Source organism: Methylobacterium sp. A52T (assembly GCF_053346095.1).
In genome coordinates, this window is sequence record NZ_JBKFBI010000129.1 from 1 (window position 1) to 18,116 (window position 18,116).

The following is an 18,116-nucleotide window of genomic DNA, read 5'->3' on the forward strand; positions in this document are numbered from 1 at the left end:
GCTCCGCGCCGCCGCGGCGGCGCGGAGGGTGTGTCGGTCAACGGTTCAGACGCCGATTGGTCCCATCCGCGGTCACGGGCGCGTGATCCGCGCTGCCGCTGGCCTCCGGCCGGGGCGGCTGGTAGAGAACCCGTCATGCACGCTTCGCGCGCCCTGCGCGGCCCCGGCCGCCCGATCCGAATTACCGGCCCGGCCTCCGCCTGAGGGCCCGCTCCAGCGCGGCCGCGCGGAGGTCCGGGATCCTCCTGCCGCCCGACCCGATTCCGCCGGCCCGACGCTGCCGGCCCGACCGCCGATGCGAGATCCGATGACCGCCCCCGAGACCGCGCCCGCCCGCGACTATTCCAAGACCCTGTTCCTGCCGCAGACCGAGTTCCCGATGCGCGCCGGCCTGCCGGTGCGCGAGCCGCTCTTCATCGAGCGCTGGAAGCAAATGGACCTCTACGGCAAGCTGCGCGCCCGTGGGCAGAACCGGCCGAAATTCGTGCTCCACGACGGCCCGCCCTACGCCAACGGCAACATCCACATCGGCACGGCGCTCAACAAGATCCTCAAGGACGTGGTGGTCCGCTCGCAGACCGCCCTCGGCTTCGACGCCAACTACGTGCCGGGCTGGGACTGCCACGGCCTGCCGATCGAGTGGAAGATCGAGGAGCAGTACCGCGCCAAGGGCCGCAACAAGGACGACGTCCCGGTGATCGAGTTCCGGCAGGAATGCCGGACCTTCGCGGCCCAGTGGCTCGACGTGCAGCGCGAGGAGTTCAAGCGGCTCGGCGTCACCGGCGACTGGGACCATCCCTACGCCACCATGGCGTTCCCGGCCGAGGCCGTGATCGCCGACGAGCTGATGAAGTTCTCGATGAGCGGCCAGCTCTATCGCGGCTCCAAGCCGGTGATGTGGTCGGTGGTCGAGAAGACCGCGCTCGCCGAGGCGGAGGTCGAGTACGAGGAGCACGTCAGCGACACGATTTTTTGCGCGTTTCCGATCCGGTCCGGCGCCGAGGGCGATCTCGCGCAGGCGCGGGTGGTGATCTGGACGACCACTCCGTGGACGATCCCGGGCAACCGCGCCGTCGCGTTCTCCAAAAAAATTGCCTACGGCCTGTACCGGGTGACGGAGGCGCCGGCCGACAACTGGGCGGTGCCCGGCCAGACCTACCTGCTCGCCGACAGCCTGGCCGCGACCGTGTTCAAGGCCGCCCGGGTCGAGGCGTTCGTGCGCGTCGCCGACGTGAGCCCGTCGACGCTCGCCGGCCTGACCCTGGACCACCCGCTGGCGAAGCTCGGCTACGGCTTCGCCGTGCCGATGCTCGACGGCGACCACGTCACCGACGAGTCCGGCACGGGCTTCGTCCACACGGCGCCGAGCCACGGCCGCGAGGATTTCGAGCTCTGGATGGCGAGCGGCCGGCTGCTGCGCGAGCGCGGCATCGACGCGACCATCCCCTACACGGTCGACGCCGACAGCGTGCTCACCGAGGCCGCCCCGGGCTTCACCGGCACCCGCGTGCTCACCGCCAAGGGCGAGAAGGGCGACGCCAACAAGGCGGTCATCGCCGCGCTGACGGAGGCCGGGGCGCTGATCGCCCGCGGGGTGCTGCGCCACCAGTACCCGCATTCCTGGCGGTCCAAGAAACCGGTGATCTTCCGCAACACGCCGCAATGGTTCATCGCCATGGACCGGCCGGTGGATTCGCTGGGCAACCGGACGCTGCGCGAGGTGGCGCTCCAGGGTATCGACGACACCCAGTGGGTGCCGACCCAGGGCAAGAACCGCATCACCGGCATGGTCGCCAACCGGCCGGACTGGGTGGTCTCGCGCCAGCGCGCCTGGGGCGTGCCGATCACCGTCTTCGTCCACCGGGAGACCGCCGAGATCCTCAAAGACGCTGCCGTCAACGCCCGCATCCGCGACGCCTTCGCCGCGGAGGGCGCCGACGCGTGGTTCCGGGACGACGCCGCGCAGCGCTTCCTGGCGCCCGACCACGACCCGGCCGCCTACGAGAAGGTCACCGACGTCCTCGACGTCTGGTTCGATTCGGGCTCGACCCACGCCTTCGTGCTGGACGACCCGGAGGCCTTCCCGGGGCTCGCCGGCGTCACGCGCGTCCGCGACGGCGGCCAGGACCGGGTCATGTACCTGGAGGGCTCCGACCAGCACCGCGGCTGGTTCCAGTCCTCGCTGCTCGAATCCGCCGGCACCCGCGGCCGGGCGCCCTACGACATCGTCCTGACCCACGGCTTCGTGCTCGACGGCAAGGGCCTGAAGATGTCGAAGTCGAAGGGCAACGTCGTCGCGCCGCAGAGCGTCATCAAGGATTCGGGCGCCGACATCCTGCGCCTGTGGGTCGCCGCCTCCGACTACACCGACGACCTGCGCATCGGCCCGGAGATCATCAAGACCTTCGCGGAGACCTACCGGAAGCTCAGGAATTCCCTGCGCTGGATGCTGGGCTCGCTGGCCCACCGGGTCCAGGGCGACGACGTGGCGTACAAGGAGATGCCGGAGCTGGAGCGGCTGATCCTGCACCGGCTCGCCGAGCTCGACGGCGAGATCCGCGAGGCCTACGCGGCGTTCGACACCAAGCGGGTGGTGGCGCTGCTCAACGGCTTCATGACCGGCGACCTGTCGTCCTTCTACTTCGACGTGCGCAAGGACGCTCTGTACTGCGATCCCGTGTCCTCGGTCCGCCGCCGGGCGGCGCTGCAGGTGATCGACGAGGCCTTCCGCCGGGTGACGATCTGGCTCGCCCCGGTGCTCGCCTTCACCGCCGAGGAGGCGTGGCTCGACCGCTACCCGTCCGAGGACGGCTCGGTGCATCTCCAGACCCTGCCGGAGACCCCGTCCGCATGGCTCGACCCCACCCTGGCGGAGCGCTGGCAAAAAATCCGGCGGGTCCGGCGGGTCGTCACCGGTGCCCTGGAGATCGAGCGCGCGGCCAAGCGCATCGGCGCGAGCCTGGAGGCGGCGCCGCAGGTCTACGTGGCGGATCCGGACCTGCTCGCGGCGCTCGAGGGCTGCGACTTCGCCGATACCTGCATCACCTCGGACATCACCGTGGTGGCGGGCGAGGGCCCGGCCGAGGCCTTCCGGCTCGACGAGGTGCGCGGCGTGGCGGTGGTGCCGAGCCCGGCCGAGGGGCGCAAATGCGCGCGGTCCTGGCGGGTCAGCCCGGAGGTCGGCAGCGACCCGGACTACCCGGAGGTGACACCCCGCGACGCCCAGGCCCTGCGCGAGTGGGACGCGGCGCATCCGGAGGCGAGCGCGGCGTGAGGGCGTTCCGCGTCGTCGGCGGCGCCGCCCCCCCCCCCCCCCCCCCCCGGGGGGGGGCGGGGGGCGCCGGCCCGGGCCGGGCGCGCCGCCCGTGACGCCCTTCCGCGCCGGCCTCCTGGCCCTCGTCCTCACCCTGATCCTCGACCAGGCCAGCAAGCTCGGCCTCTATTTCGGCACCGACCTCGTGCTGACGCAGCCCTGGCGGCTGGCGCCCTTCGCCGACTTCGTCGTGGTCTGGAACCGGGGCGTCTCCTACGGGCTGTTCCAGCAGGAGGGCGGGATCGGCCGCTGGCTCCTCGTGGCCCTGTCGCTGGCCGCCGCCCTCGGCCTCGGGATCTGGATGCGCCGGGCCACGTCGCGGCTTCTCGGGATCGCCCTCGGGCTGATCGTCGGGGGCGCGCTCGGCAACGCCATCGACCGGGCCGCCTACGGCGCCGTCTTCGACTTCGTCCACCTGCATGCCGGCGGCTGGTCCTGGTACGTGTTCAACGTCGCCGACGCGGCGATCGTGGCCGGCGTGATCGGCCTGATCCTCGACAGCCTGTCCCCGGACGGCCGCAGGGGCCGGGCGTCCCCGCCGCAGGGCGACCCGGCGCCGCGCCTGTGATCCCTGCAACACACAGGTCCTCCCGCGTCCCCCTCCTGGCGCGACGCAGTCAAGGCGCCATACGATCGCCGGAAACCGGTCTCAGGCCGGGACCTGTCGGATCGGGCCGCGCCGCGGCCTTCCCAGAGCCGGACGCTCCGTCCGGAACCCGTGAGGCAGCATGACCGGGCATCGCAGGCTTCGTCCCCTCCTCTCCGCCGCGGTGGCCCTGGCTCCGCTCTGCGTCGTCGGTGCCGCGCACGCGCAGGAGCGCGGCGAGTTCATGCGCGACGCCCTGTCGGGCATCGGCCTCCTGGAGAAGCGCCAGGATCCGATCGACTACCACGAGCGGCCGCCGCTGGTGATGCCGCCCAAGATCGACGGCAAGGCCCTGCCGCAGCCGCGGGCGCGCTCCACCAGCACCGCCTGGCCGAAGGATCCCGAGATCGTGGAGCGCGAGCGCGCCGCCGTGGAGCGGCGCAATCCCAAGGGCTCCCAGGCCCAGGGCCGCTACGACGACAACAACGCGACGCTCTCCGTGGAGGAGATGCGCGGCGGCCGCCGTGCCGGCGCGGGCCTGACGACCACCGCCGAGCGCAAGCCCGGCGACAACAACCGCGACGACAGCCTGCTCAGCCCCTTCGAGCTGCTCAAGGGCAAGAGCGCCAACGCCGAGCCCTCCGACATCGAGCCGAGCCGCGACACGCTCACGGACCCGCCGACCGGGTACCGGCAGTCGCCCAAGCAGCTGGCCCGGCCGCCGTCGAGCGACCCGATCAACAACGCCAGCCGCGAGCGCGAGGAGTCGGATCCCCGCGCCTATCTCCGTCAGCGCGCGCAGCAGTGACGGGGGCGCCGTGTCGCCGTTGCAACGGCGCCGCGGCGTGGCAACATGAGATGATCGTCCCGGTGCGGTTCTTGCGCCCCGGTGACCAGGACGGCCCCGATCCGCGCGCGCATCCCGACGCGGGACGCTTCGATCCGGGGCCGGCAGAAGGAAAGCGGAATGCACCTGTTCAGGAAGGCGACGCCCACCCTCTTCCCGCTGCGTCCGGGCTCGCCCTACGGCGGCAGCGCCGGCCGGGGCGAGGCCGCGCCGTTCGGGCGTTCCGAGGCGGGCGGACCGGAAGTGACGGCCTTCACCCTCGACAACGGCCTCGACGTGGTGGTCGTCCCCGACCACCGGGCCCCCGTCGCCACTCACATGATCTGGTACCGCAACGGTTCGGCCGATGATCCGCTCGGCCAGTCGGGCATCGCCCACTTCCTCGAGCACCTGATGTTCAAGGGCACCGAGAAGCACCCGGTCGGGGCCTTCTCCAAGGCGGTGTCGGGCCTGGGCGGCCAGGAGAACGCCTTCACCAGCTACGACTACACCGCCTACTTCCAGCGGGTCGCCCGGGACCACCTCGGCACCATGATGGCGTTCGAGGCGGACCGCATGAGCGGCCTCGTCCTCGACGATGCCGTCGTCGCCCCCGAGCGCGACGTCGTGCTGGAGGAGCGGCGCATGCGGGTCGAGACCGACCCCTCCGCCCAGCTCTCCGAGGCGATGGCGGCCGGCCTGTTCGTGCACCATCCCTACGGCATCCCGATCATCGGCTGGATGCACGAGATCGAGGGCCTGAACCGCGAGCACGCGCTGGCCTACTACAAGCGCTTCTACACCCCCGAGAACGCCATCCTGGTGGTGGCCGGCGACGTCACGCCCGACGAGGTCCGGCGCCTCGCCGAGACCACCTACGGCCGCGTGACGCCCCAGGGCGCCCGGCCCGAGCGCCTGCGGGCCCGGGAGCCGGAGCCGAAGGCCCTGCGCCGCGTCGCCGTCGCCGACCCGAAGGTCGAGCAGCCGACCCTGCAGCGCCTCTACCTGACCCCCTCCTGCATCACCGCCCGGGACGGCGGCTGCCACGACCTCGAGCTGCTGGCCGAGGTTCTGGGCGGCGGCTCGACCTCCTACCTCTACCGCAAGCTGGTCATGGAGACCGGCCTCGCGGTGAATGCCGGCGCTTGGTACATGGGCTCGGCGATCGACGACACCCGCTTCTCCGTCTACGCGGTGCCCGCCGAGGGCGTGCCGCTGGAGAAGCTGGAGGAGGCCGTCGACAGGGTGCTGCGCCGCGCCCCCGCGGAGGCCCTGGACGCCGAGGCGATCGAGCGCGCCAAGACCCGCCTCGTGGCCGAGACCGTCTACTCCTCCGACAGCCAGTCGTCGCTCGCCCGCATCTACGGCTCGGCGCTGGCGATCGGCGAGACCATCGAGGAGGTCCGCCGCTGGCCGACCGACATCGAGGGGGTGACGCAGGCGCGTCTCAAGGGCGCCGCCGAGCGCTGGCTGACGCCGGCCCGCTCGGTCACCGGTTACCTGACCAAGGCGCAGGATCCCGACGCCCCGGTCGCGATGGCCGCCGAGTAACCCCGGCTGCGTCCCGGCGGGCCCGTGACGGGTCCGGGCGGGGCGCTCTGCCGAACGGGAGCCCTGGCCCGCTCCGCCGTCGCCCGAGATAGAGACACGAGGTTCCCATGAGCTTGGCCGAGACTCTGGTCGAGACCGCCGCCCAAACCGTCAGCTCGCCCACCACGGCGCTGCCGGTGACGACCGCCCCCGGCATCGAGGCGTGGCACGTCGAGTCGCCGGTGGTGCCGATGATCGCCCTGGCCTTCACCTTCGAGGGCGGCGCCGCCCAGGACCCGGCCGGCAAGGCCGGCTGCGCGCAGATGCTGGCGCGGCTCCTCGACGAGGGCGCCGGCGACCTGACCTCCGACCTGTTCCAGGAGCGGCTCGCCGCCCGGGCGATCGAGCTGTCGTTCCACGCGGGGGCCGACGCGGTCGGCGGCTCGCTGAAGATGCTGGTCAAGCACGCCGACGAGGGCATCGCGCTCCTCGCCCTGGCGCTGGCCAAGCCCCGCCTCGACCCCGACGCGATCGAGCGCGTCCGCGCCCAGATCATCGCCGGCCTGCGCTACCAGCAGAACGATCCGGGCGTGCTGGCCTCCCGCCGGTTCTTCAAGGAGGCGTTCGCCGGCCATCCCTACGCCCGCCCGTCCTCCGGCACCGTGGAGAGCGTGACGGCGATCACCCGGGACGACCTGCTGGCGATGCACGCCCGCATCATCGGCCGCGGCCGGGTGAAGGTGGCGGCGGTCGGCGCCATCGGCGCCGAGCAGCTCGCCGAGGGCCTGAACCGCGCCTTCGGAACCCTGCCGGAGGCCGGGGCGCTGAAGGCGGTGCCGCGCACCGAGGTGCACGATCTCGGCAAGCGCGTCGTCGTCGACCTCGACGTGCCCCAGTCGGTGATCCGGTTCGGCATGGCCGGCGTGCCGTGGCGCGACCCGGACTTCATCCCGGCCTACGTGCTGAACCACATCCTCGGCGGCGGCGCCTTCACGTCCCGCCTGTTCCAGGAGGTGCGCGAGAAGCGCGGGCTGGCCTACTCGGTGGGCACCTCTCTGGTCAGCCACCGGTCGGCCGCGATGACCTGGGGCTACACCGCCACGAAGAACGAGCGCGTCGGCGAGGCCCTGTCGGTGATCGGCGACGAGATCGGCCGGCTGATCGCCGACGGCCCGGACGACGACGAGCTGCAGAAGGCCAAGGACTACCTGACCGGCTCCTACGCGCTCGGCTTCGACACCTCGACCAAGATCGCCCACCAGCTGGTTCAGATCGCCTTCGAGGAGCTGGGCATGGACTACATCGCCCGGCGCAACGCGATGGTCTCGGCCGTGACCCAGGCGGATATCCGCCGGGCCGCCGCCCGCACCTTCGCGGACGGCAAGATGCTGGTGGTCGCCGCCGGCCGGCCGGTCGGGCTCTGAGGGCGTCCGCGCCCTGTCGCCTGCGATGCGGGTGATCGAACTTGCGCCGGACGACGTGGCCGATCTGATCGAGGCGCGCGGAGATCTTGCGACGGGGGCCGAGGTCGAGGCCGTCCTGTCGAAGTAGCGGCACTGACACCATTTTCCGGTGCTGCCTCCGGCGCGGCCGTCTTCGCGAGCGGAGCGAAGCAATCCAGTCGGCGCGACGCTTCCGGTCGGCGCGCTGATCCTGGGTCACTTTGCTGCGCTCGTGATGACGCCGCGGGCGGCCTCGACCGATGGCCGTGCTCAGGGTCTCCAGCTCGGACCGGTGTCGCAGTCCGAGCCGGAACTCCGCGCTCGTTCCGAAAGGGCGGCCGAGGCGCAGGGCCGTACCGGTGGATATCCCGATCTGCCCGGCGGCGATCCGCTCGAGAGGGTGCCCGGAACGTGGCGGGCGGGCGCGATCCGCGATCAATGCGGCAGACGATCCCGAGAGAATCGGAAGATCGTCCCGCAGGGCCGCGCCGGGATGCGGCGGCGGCAGAACGGCGTCGGCTCCGCCCATCGGGACCCTGCCCTCGCAACGCCACCCCCGATCCCCACCTTAGCCGGATCGGCCGCAGCCCCCAGGACCGACATGCAGCTCACCGGCATCCACCACCTCACCGCGGTGACCGCGCGCGCGGCGGAGAACGTCGCCTTCTACACGGGCACGCTCGGCCTGCGGCTCGTGAAGAAGACGGTGAACCAAGACGACGTCTCGGCCTACCACCTGTTCTACGCCGACGGTCTGGCGAGCCCCGGCACCGACATCACTTTCTTCGACTGGCCGGCGCCCCGGGAGCGGCGGGGCTCCAGCAGCATCACCCGCACGCATCTGCGCGTCCCGGGCGAGGGCGCGGTGGCGTGGTGGCACGCGCGCCTGCGCGAGGCCGGCATCGTCGAGGCCGAGCCCTCCGCGCGCGACGGGCGCCTCACCCTCGACTTCGAGGATCCGGAGGGCCAGCGCCTCGCCCTGGTGGACGATGGCGGCACCGGGCCGGAGCACCCCTGGGACGGATCGCCGGTGCCGGCCGCCTACCAGATCCGCGGCCTCGGCCCGATCCGGCTGTCGGTTCCGGACCCAGCCCGCACCGCCGCCGTGCTGACCGAGGTGCTCGGCATGCGCCGGGACCGCACCTTCCAGACAGGCGACGGTCCGGTGGAGGTCTACGCGATGGGACCCGGCGGCCCGGCCGCGGAGGTCCAGCTCCTGGCCGACCGGTCCGCGCCGGCCCGTCAGGGCGCGGGCGCGGTCCACCACGTCGCCTTCCGCATCCCGGACGGGGATTACGAGGCCTGGGCCGACCGGCTCCGGGCGGCGCGCGTGCCGAGCAGCGGGCCTGTGGACCGCTACTACTTCCGCAGCCTCTATTTCCGCGAGCCCAACGGCATCCTGTTCGAGATCGCCACCGACGGGCCGGGCTTCACCGCGGACGAGCCCCTGGAGACCCTGGGCGAGCGCCTGGCCCTGCCGCCGTTCCTGGAGCCGCGCCGGGCCGAGATCGAGGCCGGGCTCGCGCCGCTCCGGCCCGCCGCCGCCCTGTGAGGGCGGCGGGCGGGGCCCGCTCTGCGGCAACCCTCCCATGTCCGGAACGGCGCTACGGAGCGTCCGCGAAGACGCTAAATCTTCGAACGATTCCAGGCCGTTCACTTCTTTCGCCAGTGTGATCCCGGCACGCCTTGACGGACGTGCTGCAACTGCGAAAGAAGCGGCGCGCGTGTGTTTGCAACCGGATCCGGGCGGGTTCCCTGCCGAGGATCCACCCCCGCCCGAGCGGGGCGGCGGGGATCCCCCGCACCACGGGCCCCGAATCGTCGGGGCCGTGTGCCGAGCGTCAGAGGATTCGAGGACTGATCCGTCGATGAGCAAGTTCTACGAGGAGCGCGTTCTGTCGGTCCACCACTGGACCGACAACCTGTTCTCGTTCCGCACGACGCGGGATCCGGCGTTCCGGTTCCGCAACGGCGAGTTCACCATGATCGGCCTGGAGGTCGAGGGCCGGCCGCTGCTGCGCGCCTACTCGGTGGTCTCGGCCAACTACGAGGAGGAGCTGGAGTTCTTCTCGATCAAGGTCCAGGACGGCCCGCTGACCTCGAAGCTGCAGCACCTGAAGGTCGGCGACCCGATCATCGTCGGCAAGAAGCCCACCGGCACGCTGGTGCTCGACAACCTGCTGCCGGGCCGCAACCTGTACCTGCTGGGCACCGGCACCGGGCTGGCGCCGTTCCTGTCGATCATCAAGGATCCCGAGGCCTACGACCGGTTCGAGAAGGTCGTGCTGGTCCACGGCTGCCGGCAGGTGCAGGAACTCGCCTACGGCGAGACCATCACCGAGACGCTGCCGCGCCACGAGTTCCTGGGCGAGATGATCTCGAACCAGCTGGTCTACTACCCGACCGTGACCCGCGAGCCGTTCCGCAACCGCGGCCGGATCACCGACCTGATGGTCTCGGGCAAGCTGTTCGAGGATATCGGCCTGCCGCCGATGTCGATCGAGAACGACCGCTTCATGCTCTGCGGCAGCCCCGACATGATCCGCGACACCCGCGAACTCCTGTCCTCGCGCGGTTACGAGGAGGGCAACCACGGCGAGGCCGCCCACTACGTCATCGAGAAGGCCTTCGTCGAGAAGTAGCCCGCCGCGCAGGCCGGTTCGGCTTCAGCCCGGTGCGGTCGTCCGCGCCGGGCTTTTCTGTTTCGGTACGTCCCCGGACCCGGTCGCGGGAGCGGGGCGCAGGATCGCCCCGTAGCCCTCCTGCGCGTCGCCGACGAAGCGGATGCCCGCCCCTTCGAGGACCGTGCGGATCGCCGCGAGGGTCCGGCTGCGGGGCTGGACCTGCTCGCTCTCGATCATGTTCAGGGTGACGACGGAGACCGCGGCGCGGCTCGCGAGAACCCCTTGCGTCCACTTGAGAAGTCCGCGGCCGGCGCGGATCTGGGCGGCAGTGATCATGGGCCGGAGATCGCCCGAACTGAAAGAATTTTCAAGTTTCCGGTTGACGCAGGCCGAGCGCGACCGTATCCACCGCGCCGTCGGCCTGCCGGGCCGGTGATCTGAAGGGACCGTACGCTCCTCGTATCCGCGGCCTGCGCGCCGCGGCGGAAGAGTCCGGTTCCCTTCGCACCGGTCGCCGCTGGCAGCCGATCGCAGTTCACCGGCGCGGGCCGGAGACGCTCGGTTATCCCTGTCACGGATCCCCCCGAGCCTCATCGACACGCCCGCGTCACCCGAAGCCCCGTTCGGACGGAGCATGGCATGAAACAGCACGACGGCATCGACGTCGCGGCGTTCGCCCGTCCCGGGCTGATGCGACCGTTACGGTCGTATCGCGGGGCTCTCGGCCCGAGAGGCTGAGCGCGTCTCGAGGACCCTGCGGGCCGGCAGGGGACGGTTATCATCGGTAGAGCGCCGCGGGCTTGTCCCACGGAGGTTGCGGGTTCGATCCCCGCCGGGGGCCGCGAGGTCGCCGGAGCTCATGCCCGTCCCCGACACCACGACCGCAGGGCCCCGCGAGACGACCGGGGCGCCGACCGTGCGCGGATCCCGGCCGACGATGCGGGCCGGAGAGGAACGGTTATCTTCACCGAAGGGAGGTCGCGGGTTCGAATCCCGCCGGGCCGCGAGGCCCGTAGCTCAGCCCGGATAGAGCGCCCGGACACCGTTCCTCACCCCACGCCCGCATCGCCCGGACGCGGGCCGGAAGACGAAGGTTATCGGGATCCGAGGGGTGCGGGTGCGAGTCCCGCCGGGCCGTCAGGCCCGTAGCTCAAGCAGAGCATCGGATAAGCCCCTCGTCGCCGCCACGCCCGCGCCCGGCCGGACGGAACCCCGCCCCCGACCACACGAGATACCGGCCGCGCGCGAGCGGCGGTGGCCGACGCGCCGCGGCCGCGTCGCCGCCCGACCGCGCGCGCCGGAACGCGCCACCGGCCGGTGATCGGCCGCGATGGAGAGAGGAGAGACCGAGAGGAGCCCGCCATGACGAAGCTCGCACAGATGTTCCGGCTCCGCGCCACCCCGCAGACGGAGCCGATCCCCGGCACGGTGCCGAACGCCGCCGGAGGCCACGCCTTCGCGGTCGGCGACTGGGCTCGGCTCGACCGCTTCCTGGTGCTCGGCTCCGAGGGCGGCTCGTACTACGCGAGCCCGCGCGCCCTGACCGCCGAGAACGCGGCGGCGGTGCAGCGGTGCATCGCGCAGGACGGCGCCCGCGCGGTCGCCGCCATCGTGGCGGTGAGCGAGGGCGGCCGGGCTCCGAAGCAGGATCCGGCGATCTTCGCCCTGGCGCTGGCCGCCGCGTCGGCGGACCTCGCGACCCGGCGCGCGGCGCTCGCGGCCCTGCCGCGGGTCTGCCGCACCGGCACGCACCTGTTCCAGTTCGCCGCCTCCGTCGAGGCGATGCGCGGCTGGGGCCGGGGCCTGCGCCGGGCGGTCGGTGACTGGTACTGCGCCAAGCCCGTGGAGGCCCTGGCCTTCCAGGCGGTGAAGTACCGGACCCGCCAGGGCTGGTCGCACCGCGACCTCCTGCGGCTGGCCCATCCGGAGACGGAGGAGCCCGCCCGGAAGGCGCTGTTCGACTGGATCTGCCGCGGCACCGTGACCGAGGCCGCCCCCGGGATCGTCCACGCCTTCGCGCGGGTGCAGGCGGAGGGCCTCGACGGGGCGGTGGCCGCCGCCCTGGTGCGCTCCCACGGCCTGCCCTGGGAGGCGCTGCCGACCGGGCTGATGGGCAGCTGCGCGGTGAACGAGGCCCTGATCGAGCGGATGCCGGTCGGCGCCCTCGTGCGCCAGCTCGGCCGCCTGACGGCCGCGGGGGTGCTGGCGCCCTTCTCGGAGGGCACCGAGCACGTCCGGGCGGTCCTGTCGGACCGGGAGCGGATCCTCCGGGCGCGCCTGCACCCGATGGCGCTGCTGCTGGCCCTCAAGACCTACGCCTCCGGGCACGGTCAGCGGGGCAGGCTCGCCTGGGAGCCGGTGGCGGCGATCGTCGAGGCGCTGAACGCCGCGTTCTACACGGCGTTCGGCGCGGTCGAGCCCACGGGCCGGCGCCTCGTGCTCGCGCTCGACGTCTCGGGCTCGATGGGCGCCAGCACGGTCGCGGGCTCGATGCTCACGGCACGGGAGGCGGCCGCCGCGATGGCGCTCGTCACCGCGGCGACCGAGGAGCACTGGCAGGTGCTGGGCTTCACCGCCGAGGCCGGCCGGGGCTGGAGCCAGGGGGCCGCGCTGACGCCGCTGCCGATCGGGCCGTCGACGCGGCTCGATCAGGCGGTGCGGGCGACCGCCGATCTGCCGTTCGGCGCCACCGACTGCTCCCTGCCGATGCGCTGGGCGCTGGAGCGGGGCGTGAAGGCCGACGCGTTCGTGGTCTACACGGACTCGGAGACCTGGGCGGGGCCGGTCCACCCGGTCCAGGCGCTGCGGGCATACCGGGAGAAGACCGGGATCCCGGCGAAGCTGGTGGTCGTGGGGCTGGTCTCCAACGGCTTCAGCATCGCCGACCCGGAGGATCCCGGCATGCTCGACGTGGTCGGCTTCGACACCGCGGCTCCGGCCGTGATCGCGGATTTCATCCGCGCGTGAGACAGGGGCGGGCGGCTCTTCCGGGCTGCCCGCCCTATTGCTGCGGGACGCCCGGCATCCCGTCCGCGAAGGGGCCGCCGCCGGCGCTGAACAGCTTGCGCAGGAAGCCCGGGGCGATCGCCGAGAGCGGGTTCACGCTCACGTCCGGCGAGGCGAGCTTGCCGGAGACGCGGAAATTGACCGCGAACAGGCCCTCGTTGTGGCCGCCGCCCAGCAGCGGCCCGAGCAGCGGCAGCTGCGAGGCCACGTTGTTCAGGCCGTAGAGCGGCACGAAGGTGCCGGTCATGTCGGTGCGCTCGCGGCCGGTATCCAGCCAGCCCGACAGGGTGAAGCCCATGGCGGCGTTCGAGATCGCCGCGTCGGTGAAGTCGACGCGGGTGCCGGTGCGCACGAAGTTGGCGCGCATGCGGTCGAAGGTGACGTCGCCCGCGCCCCGGCCCGGGGCGACCCGGCGGCCGCGGGCCGTCTCCGCGTCGGACGGCTCCGGGCCCTGCGCCATGATGCTCGACAGCGCGGGCTCGTTGCGCAGGATGAAGTCGCGGATCTGCACGACGCCGGATTGCGGGCCGTCGTTGAGGCCGATCCCGGCCGTGAGCCGGCCGCCGTACATCCGCCGGTACACGTCGACGAACCGCAGCGTCGCGCCGGCATCGGCCGATTCCACCGACAGGGTCGGCACGCCGCGCTCGCCGCGGGTGACCGTGGCGGCGAAGGGCGCCGCGCGGAAGCGCCCGGTGATGTTGGCGGCCCGCAGGGTCTTCCCGTGCAGGGAGAGCTTCAGGTTGGCGCCGGTCAGCGCCTCCTCGTTGAAGCCGGTGACGATGGGCACCTGGATGTCGGCGTCGATATCCTTGGGATTCGCGTCCCGCGCCTCCCGGCCGCCCTTGGGATCGGGGGCGCCCAGGGATTTCAGGAACGGCCGGGCGTCGGCCACCGCGCCCCGGACCACGACCTTGTAGCCGCCGCCGGTCCGGTCGAGGCTCACGCGCAGGTCGTCGCCGGGGGAGAGCTTGACGCTGCTCAGGTCCGCCCGCTCCAGGCCGCCCTCCTGGCTGATCGAGACGGTGCCGCGGGCGCTCGCCGGGGCCGCGTCGAGGGCGAAGTCGCGCAGGTCGAAGGTCTGGCCGCTGTCGACCAGGGTGAAGGTGAGCCGTCCCGGCTTGCCCGGGGGCTTGGTCAGCCCCGGGATCAGCCCGTCGATCCCGGCCTTCGCCAGATCCGCCTCGACCCGGATCGGCGGCTTGCCGGATCCCGGCCGGCCGATCTGCACCACCGCGCGGACCGGGATGGTGCCGGTGAGCTGCGGCGCGGTCGGCAGGCCCTTGCGGCCGCGGACCGCTTCGTCGAGCGACACGTTGACCACCGCCTCGCCGGGCTGCCCGACCTTCGGCTGGCGCAGGTCGACCGACATGGGCGCGCCCGCGACCCGGCCGTCGCCCTTCAGCGTGAAGGCGCCGCGGTCGTAGACGAGATTGAACCGGCCCGATTCGAGCCGGTCCCGGCCCATCACCTTGTCGACCGAGAGGTCGGCCAGCGCGCCGGTCAGCGTCACCGGCAGGTCGGGCAGGTCGGGGATGTGCTTCAGGTCGAGGGGGAAGTCGACGCGCAGGTCGGCGCTGCCCTTGATCGTGGCGGGGTCGAGGTCGACGCTCATCACGCTCTTGAACAGCTTGGCCTGGAGCACGGAGGCCATGCCGTCGGCGCCGCCGGAGAGCCGCATCCCGATCTGCGCCACGACCCGGTCCGGGGTGATCTGCGGGATGACGAAGCTGCCGTCCGAGATGGCGAGCCCGCGCCCGTCCGGCCCGTGGACCTCGGCGGTCACGTTGCGCACCGTGGTCGAGCGCCCGGTGATCACGCCGACGACGTTGCCCTTGGTCACCGGCGGGGAATCGGCGGTGACGTCGATGGCCGCGTCCGAGACGTGGAAGTCGATGTGGACCGCGTCGTCCGGGGCGGGGTCGCCCCGGGTGGCGGCCGCCAGGACCGCCCCGGACATCTTCACCTTGATGTCGACGGAATCGACCCGGCCGCGCCGGAGCTGATCCACCAGGTAGGTGCGGGCCGGCGGCGCGATGTGCTCCGGCCAGAGCCGCAGCCCGGTGCGGACCTCGCCGTCGTGGCCGGCGAGGTGCAGGGTCAGGCCGCCGTCGTCGGCGCTGGTGCCGATCGTCCCGGTGATGGCGCCCTTCACGCCGGGCCCCGACAGGGTCAGCGCGTCGATGGAGATCCCGCCGTCGCGGCCGGAGAGCTGCGCGTCGAGGGCGTCGATCTTCACCGGCGCGTCCTGCGGGGTCGCCCCGCGTAAGGTGGCGTCGCGGCTCGCCAGCGTCGCTGTCCAGCTCGTGCTCGCCCCCGCGGGGCTGCCCGTCCACGTCCCCGTGAGGTGCACGGCGTTGCCGGCCCCGCGATAGTCCAGGCCGGTCAGCGACATCACGCGGTTGGCCTCGTCCCAGTCCAGGGAGGCGTCGAGGCTCTCGACCGTGACCGGGTTGAAGTCCTTCTCCTCGATCAGGAACGTGCCGTCGCCGGTGTGGAGCTTGGCGTTCATGGTCCGGATGCGGCCGGCCGTCAGGCTCACGTCGGCGCGGGCCGAGACCTTCAGGTCCGTCGTCAGCGGCAGGCCGGACTGGCCCGAGAGCAGCAGGAGATCCGTGACCGGCAGGTCGTCGAGGGTGATGACGCCCGAGCGCTCCTGCCCGTCCGCGCCGTCGCGCAGCGTGCCGCCGAAGCGCCACTCGCCGTGCGGCCCGTCGAGCCGCAATTCGAAGTTCCGGGTGCCGTTGACCGGGTCGCGCCCGAACAGGCCGTTGACCCGCGCGAAGACCGCGCGCTCGCGGCCGTCCTCGTCGATCAGCCGCAGCCGCGCGTCGGTGACGCGCGCGCGGTCGAGGGCGCCGACCACGCCGCCCGGATCGAGGACGACCCCGAAGATCGACGCGATCGCGGCCGAGAGCGGCGAGACGGTGCCGCGCACCCCGTCCACGCTCGGCGGCGTGTGCGGCGCGACGTCGACCGGGTGGTTGGCCTCCGAGGCCGCGAAGGCGATGGAGCCGTCCCGGTGCAGCAGCGCGGTGGTCTGCGTCTCGCGGAACTCGATCGAGCGCGGCTGCAGGTTGAGCCGCAGGAGCCCCCAGGGGTCGAGGCTGACGAGCGCCAGGGGCGCGCGCACCACGAGGTCGCCCTGCGGGTTGCGGATGTCGAGGCCGGAGAAGCGCAGGCTGAGCGCGTTCTCGCGGTCGAGCTCCAGGCTGCTGCCGCGCAGCCCGATGCTCCAGCCGGGTCCGATCCGCTCGGCCACGGCGGCGGCGACGCGGCGCGACAGGCCGTCGATCTGCAGCGGCCCGTTCGACAGGCGCAGGGCCACGAGGCCGACACCGGCGCCGACGAGCAGCACCAGCGCGAGGGCGCTCACGAGGCAGACGCCGCCGACGCGTCGCGCCTTCCCCCGAGGCCTGCATGCCGGCGTTGTCTCGTCCGCCATCGGGACCTTTGTTCCGGGGTCTCTGCGCGCGGCGCCCTCGGGCTCCGCGGCCGGTGGATCGAAGCGCGCCCGCGCTTTACAGCGGCCGCGACTCCGGGCTTGGCTCGGACGCGCGCGGTGCCATCGCTCGAGCCCGCGCACGAGATCGGTTGCACATCATCAATCGGCCGAAAGGAAGGCACGATGCCGCTGTCAGAGGGGGATCCCGCCCCCGATTTCGACCTTCCCGCCTCGGGCGGAGGGCGTGTCGGACTGTCCGCGCTCCGCGGTCACAAAGTCGTGCTCTACTTCTACCCGAAGGATGACACGAGCGGATGCACGCTGGAGGCGCAGGACTTCAACGGCCTGCTGCCGGCCTTCGCGGAGGCGGACGCCAAGGTCGTCGGCCTGTCGCCGGACCCGGTGAAGAGCCACGACAAGTTCTGCAGCAAGTACGGGCTGACCTTCCCGCTCGCCGCCGACGAGGACAAGACCGTGCTCGAGGCCTACGGCGTCTGGGTCGAGAAGAGCATGTACGGGCGCAAGTACATGGGCGTGGAGCGCACCACCGTGCTGGTCGACCGGGGGGGCCGCGTCGCCAGGATCTGGCCGAAGGTGAAGGTGCCCGGCCACGCCGAGGCCGTCCTGGCGGCCGCGCGCGCCCTGCCCTGACGTCCCCTTGACATCCCCTTGACGTCCCATTGACGCCGGGCGCGCGACGGATCCTTAACCCTACTGAGGTCTGAATGGCGGCTCCTCCGGTGCCGTCCCGATGCAGCTTCCGAAGTTCCCCGCGCGTCTCAGGCCGCACCGGCCGGCCCCCTGGCTCGCCGCCGGCCTCGCCCTGGCGGTGGCCTGGGCGCTCGGGGCCTCCTGCCTGATCGTCTTCCACGACGACGTGCTCGCCGGGTTCGTGGCCCGGCAGGCCGCCCTGCGCGACGCCTACGAGGCGCGCATCGGCGAACTCCAGGACCGCCTCGACCGCGACCGGAGCGACCGGGCGGGGAGTGAGGCGGGGCTGGCCGACCGGGTCGCGGCCGCCCTGGAGCGCCAGGCCGAGCTGGAGCGGCGCACGGCCGCCCTCGCCGACCTGGAGCGGCAGGCCGTGTCCGACCCGTCCACGACCGGCGCCCTGCCCGGGCGGCCCGGCGCTGCGCCCGGTGGGCGCTACGACGATCTCTTCCTGCGTCCGACTGAGGGTGCGGCTCCGGCGCCGCGCTCCGCCCGCGATCCCCTGCCCCGCCGCGGCGCGCGCGAGGCCGAGACCGGCCTGATCCGGCTGGAGGCCCGGCTCGACGGCCTGCAGGCGGCCCAGGGCGAGCGCCTCGCCGGGCTGGCCGCCCGGGCCGGGGACGCGGTGCGGCG

The 18,116-nt window shown here is 72.8% G+C and carries 11 protein-coding genes, 2 tRNA genes and 1 pseudogene; 12 read left to right on the plus strand and 2 right to left on the minus strand.

Annotated features, from left to right (window positions below; translation table 11 throughout):
* Nucleotides 1-307 precede the first annotated feature (307 nt).
* From ileS to ACLBYE_RS24055, 7 genes are all read left to right on the plus strand, one after another.
* Nucleotides 308-3,274: an isoleucine--tRNA ligase gene (ileS, locus tag ACLBYE_RS24025; RefSeq protein ID WP_447696100.1), complete on the plus strand. Its 2,967-nt coding sequence runs from the start codon at nt 308-310 to the stop codon at nt 3,272-3,274.
* Between the two features lie 91 nt (nt 3,275-3,365).
* Complete coding sequence (gene lspA / locus ACLBYE_RS24030) at nt 3,366-3,881, plus strand: signal peptidase II (protein ID WP_447681706.1); 516 nt, start codon at nt 3,366-3,368, stop codon at nt 3,879-3,881.
* Between the two features lie 160 nt (nt 3,882-4,041).
* Entirely contained in the window at nt 4,042-4,707 is a 666-nt protein-coding gene (locus ACLBYE_RS24035; protein WP_020093175.1) for a hypothetical protein, read from the plus strand.
* A 159-nt stretch (nt 4,708-4,866) separates the two neighbouring features.
* Nucleotides 4,867-6,276 carry a M16 family metallopeptidase gene (locus ACLBYE_RS24040; protein ID WP_091677676.1) on the plus strand — a complete coding sequence of 470 codons (1,410 nt, stop codon included), beginning with the start codon at nt 4,867-4,869 and terminating at the stop codon, nt 6,274-6,276.
* A 107-nt stretch (nt 6,277-6,383) separates the two neighbouring features.
* A complete protein-coding gene (locus ACLBYE_RS24045) occupies nt 6,384-7,679 on the plus strand; it encodes a M16 family metallopeptidase (protein WP_447696101.1) in 1,296 nt (431 codons plus the stop codon).
* Nucleotides 7,680-8,298: 619 nt separating this feature from the next.
* Nucleotides 8,299-9,249 (plus strand): ring-cleaving dioxygenase, encoded by a 951-nt coding sequence (locus ACLBYE_RS24050; RefSeq protein ID WP_447696102.1) that lies wholly within the window; start codon nt 8,299-8,301, stop codon nt 9,247-9,249.
* 316 nt (nt 9,250-9,565) lie between these two features.
* On the plus strand, nt 9,566-10,339 hold the full coding sequence (locus ACLBYE_RS24055) for a ferredoxin--NADP reductase (protein WP_447696103.1): 774 nt from the start codon (nt 9,566-9,568) through the stop codon (nt 10,337-10,339).
* 24 nt (nt 10,340-10,363) lie between these two features.
* On the opposite strand, the gene ACLBYE_RS24060 is transcribed toward ACLBYE_RS24055, so the two are convergent.
* Nucleotides 10,364-10,657: a helix-turn-helix domain-containing protein gene (locus ACLBYE_RS24060; RefSeq protein WP_447696104.1), complete on the minus strand. Its 294-nt coding sequence runs from the start codon at nt 10,655-10,657 to the stop codon at nt 10,364-10,366.
* 603 nt (nt 10,658-11,260) lie between these two features.
* Between ACLBYE_RS24060 and ACLBYE_RS24065 the strand changes: the two genes are divergently transcribed.
* The 3 genes from ACLBYE_RS24065 to ACLBYE_RS24075 all read left to right on the plus strand — a co-directional run bounded on the left by ACLBYE_RS24065 (nt 11,261) and on the right by ACLBYE_RS24075 (nt 13,288).
* Nucleotides 11,261-11,327: transfer RNA gene (locus ACLBYE_RS24065), tRNA-OTHER, on the plus strand.
* Nucleotides 11,328-11,459: transfer RNA gene (locus tag ACLBYE_RS24070), tRNA-OTHER, on the plus strand.
* 224 nt (nt 11,460-11,683) lie between these two features.
* Nucleotides 11,684-13,288 (plus strand): TROVE domain-containing protein, encoded by a 1,605-nt coding sequence (locus tag ACLBYE_RS24075; protein ID WP_447696105.1) that lies wholly within the window; start codon nt 11,684-11,686, stop codon nt 13,286-13,288.
* 34 nt (nt 13,289-13,322) lie between these two features.
* Here the strand turns inward: ACLBYE_RS24075 and ACLBYE_RS24080 are convergent, their stop codons facing one another.
* Nucleotides 13,323-16,772, minus strand: a complete 3,450-nt coding sequence (locus tag ACLBYE_RS24080) for a hypothetical protein (RefSeq protein WP_447696106.1) — start codon at nt 16,770-16,772, stop codon at nt 13,323-13,325.
* Nucleotides 16,773-16,955: 183 nt separating this feature from the next.
* On the opposite strand from ACLBYE_RS24080, the gene ACLBYE_RS24085 reads away from it, so the two are divergent.
* Together ACLBYE_RS24085 and ACLBYE_RS24090 are read left to right on the plus strand one after the other, a co-directional pair.
* Nucleotides 16,956-17,423 carry a peroxiredoxin gene (locus ACLBYE_RS24085; protein WP_447696107.1) on the plus strand — a complete coding sequence of 156 codons (468 nt, stop codon included), beginning with the start codon at nt 16,956-16,958 and terminating at the stop codon, nt 17,421-17,423.
* Nucleotides 17,424-17,523: 100 nt separating this feature from the next.
* Nucleotides 17,524-18,116: pseudogene (locus tag ACLBYE_RS24090) on the plus strand (M23 family metallopeptidase); the annotation flags it as partial.